General features: G+C 54.5%; 2 protein-coding genes and 1 pseudogene. 2 read left to right on the top strand and 1 reads right to left on the bottom strand.

The window, feature by feature from the left end; genetic code table 11:
- Nucleotides 1-467: IS66 family transposase (locus ACMX3H_RS17740; protein WP_415211746.1), on the top strand; the 467-nt coding region annotated here is incomplete at its 5' end.
- A gap of 446 nt (nucleotides 468-913) precedes the next feature.
- Entirely contained in the window at nucleotides 914-2,584 is a 1,671-nt protein-coding gene (gene glnS / locus ACMX3H_RS17735) for a glutamine--tRNA ligase (RefSeq protein WP_415211745.1), read from the top strand.
- A gap of 577 nt (nucleotides 2,585-3,161) precedes the next feature.
- Here the strand turns inward: glnS and ACMX3H_RS17730 are convergent.
- Nucleotides 3,162-3,403: pseudogene (locus ACMX3H_RS17730) on the bottom strand (DNA adenine methylase); the annotation flags it as partial.

Raw genomic sequence — 3,403 nt, 5'->3', positions numbered from 1 at the left:
GTGAGCTGTACGCGATCGAAGCCGATATCCGGGGGCGCCCGGCAGAGGAACGACAACAGGTGCGCGAAGCACGATCCCGACCAATACTTGTTGGTCTGGAGAGTTGGGCCCGGGAAAAACTCACCACGCTGTCGTGCCAGGCCGATACGGCAAAGGCGTTCAACTACCTGATGAACCACTGGCGGGCGTTGTGCTACTACGCCGGCGATGGCTGGGCGGAGATCGACAATAATATCGCTGAAAACCCGCTGCGGCTAATAAGCCTGGGTCGCAAGAACTATCTGTTCTTCGGTTCGGATAGCGGCGGCGACCGGGCGGCGCTGATGTATACGTTGATCGGCAGTTGCAAACTGAACAGCGTGGAGCCGGAAGCGTATCTGCGCCATGTGCTGGCGATTATCGCGGATCATCCCATCAACAAAATCAAAGAGCTCCTGCCGTGGAACCTCACCATCCCTGCTGAATAACTGTCAATACGGCGCTGGGCGTACGCTTACTGCTTAAGCGCCTGTGCTGCCGTCAGGGGGCCGGGCGTGTTCCTTTCTTTCTCTCCCTCACCGCGCGCGGCGGGGGACGTTCTCGGCGCGCTAGCGCGTCAACCTGATGCCCCGCGCTTTTGCCCGCAATAGCGTCTGCACGCGCCCGACGGCAAAGTGTCCCCGGTTGCCCGCGGCAGATTACACGACCCAGCGCGCTTACTGCCCGTAATCTCCGACAGCAAAACGCCCCAAGCGACTCGCGGCGTGTTTTGACGACAAAGCGTTCCACGCTGTACTCAATGCCTTAACTGTGCCAATCGGCTGCGCCGGTGAGCCATAATGGAAAATTTCTCTAACAAACGGTTGTGTCCTGGCGTGGCATGTTGGAACATAAGAGCAATGAATGTCGTGCTGTAGCGTAGAGGAATATCAACATGAGTGAGGCTGAAGCCCGCCCAACTAATTTTATTCGTCAAATTATCGACGAAGATCTGGCTTCGGGTAAGCATACATCGGTGCATACCCGTTTTCCGCCGGAGCCCAATGGCTATTTGCATATCGGCCATGCAAAATCCATTTGCCTCAATTTCGGCATCGCCCAGGATTATCAGGGTCAATGCAACTTGCGTTTCGACGATACCAATCCTGTGAAAGAGGATATGGAATATGTCGACTCCATCAAGTACGACGTGCAGTGGTTGGGTTTCAACTGGAGCGGTGACATTCACTACTCCTCCGATTATTTCGACCAGCTGCATGACTATGCGTTGGAGCTTATCGACAAAGGGTTGGCCTATGTCGACCAACTGTCGCCGGACGAAATACGCGAACATCGCGGCACGCTGACGCGCCCGGGTAAAGATAGCCCCTATCGGGATCGGAGCGTGGAAGAAAATCGCGCGCTATTCGCCAAAATGCGCAACGGCGAATTTGCCGAGGGCAGCGCCTGCCTGCGGGCGAAAATCGATATGGCCTCGCCGTTTATGATGATGCGCGACCCGGTGTTGTACCGCATTAAATTCGCCGATCATCATCAGACAGGCAACACGTGGTGCATTTATCCGATGTATGACTTTACCCACTGCATTTCCGATGCGCTGGAAGGGATAACCCAGTCGTTATGCACCCTGGAGTTTCAGGATAATCGCCGGCTGTATGATTGGGTGCTGAATAATATCACCATTGATGTGCATCCCCGGCAGTATGAATTTTCCCGGCTGAATCTCGAATACACCATCATGTCCAAGCGGAAGCTAAATTTGCTGGTGACGGAAAAAATTGTCGAGGGCTGGGACGATCCGCGTATGCCGACCATTTCCGGCCTGCGCCGCCGCGGCTATACGGCGGCCTCGATTCGCGAATTCTGCCGCCGCATTGGCGTAACGAAGCAGGACAATAATGTGGAAATGGCCGCGCTGGAAGCCTGTATCCGCGAAGATTTAAACGAGCGGGCGCCGCGCGCCATGGCGGTGATCGACCCCGTGCGGGTGGTCATCGAAAGCCTGCCGGCGGGGCATGAACTGGATATCGTGATGCCAAACCATCCCAATAAGCCGGAGATGGGAACCCGCCAGGTCGCGTTCAGCCGCGAAATTTTTATCGATCGCGCTGATTTTCGTGAAGAAGCCAACAAGCAATACAAGCGTCTGGTGCTGGGTAAAGAAGTCCGCTTGCGCAATGCCTATGTAATTAAGGCTGAACGTGTGGAAAAAGACGCCCAGGGGCAAATCACCACCATCTTCTGCCGCCACGATCCCGGCACACTAAGTAAAGATCCCGCCGACGGACGAAAGGTGAAAGGCGTGATCCACTGGGTATCGGCCACCCGCGGCGTCGCGGCGGAGTTTCGTCTGTATTACCGGTTGTTTAGCGAGGCCAATCCGGCGGCGGCGGAAGATTTCCTCTCTACGCTGAACCCGGATTCGCTGGTCATCCGTCAGGGCTTTGTCGAAGCCGGCGTGCCGGCAGCCAACACGGGTGAACCCTTCCAGTTTGAGCGCGAAGGCTATTTTTGCGCCGACAGCCGCTACTTCAGCCCCTCCCATCCGGTGTTTAACCGCACCGTGGGGCTGCGTGACACCTGGGCCGCAAAAGTCGGGATGTGATCTTTACTCCCCTGCGCCGTTATCTTTCAGTGTCTGGCGCAAGGGGGGGAGCGGTTACGTTGCGCTATCCCTGAATAACCCGCCGGTCGAAGGCCGTCGGCGGTTACCGTCTTGCTTGCGCAGCGAAGGCTGTCCCACGGAGCCGGGTTTCCCTGCCCCGAGCCGGTAGCGTGGTGAAAGCGTGTGTCGTTTTCCCGTTATCCGCTATTTTCTTCATTACCCGCTAGCCCATAGCGTCATGATCCGCCGATCACTGCGCTGCGTATTACCCTTTCTGCCCTCGCTGCAGTGCCTCCGGCAAGTCCTCAAGGTTATCCAAGCTAAACGCGTGCGGATTGTGCCTGAGGCGTAGCCGATAATGGTCGGGCTTGTCGGCCCAGAGGTAGGTGTTATCTAACGCATCGGCCGGCGGCGCAAATTTACACGGGATCACCTTGTCACCCACCAGTTGCTTAACGCGGGATGTCAGTGTAGCGATGTAAAATATTTTGGACTAATTTGCAGACAATTCTGGACTCATCTAAACTATAAAAAATGGCTATTTTGGACAGTCCAGAATTGTTTGCAAAAAAGGAAATCAGGCGAAATTACGAATAATCAACTCTCGCTTGTAATGGCGGTTGCTGCCCAATGAGTATTTTATGTCGACAACATCGATATGAAGATTTTTGAAGATGTGCCTCATTTCAGGAGTATCATTAATTGAAATAATCATTTTTCTTGATATTGAATGAGCAAAACTATCGATGATGCTATATTGCTCCAGGGTAAATGCCACACCATAGTCTTGAGTCTTCCAGTAAGGTGGGTCAAGGTAGA

Source organism: Sodalis sp. (in: enterobacteria) (genome assembly GCF_047607725.1).
GTDB lineage: Bacteria > Pseudomonadota > Gammaproteobacteria > Enterobacterales > Enterobacteriaceae > JBLKSS01.
This window is presented reverse-complemented; position numbering and strand designations above follow the sequence as displayed.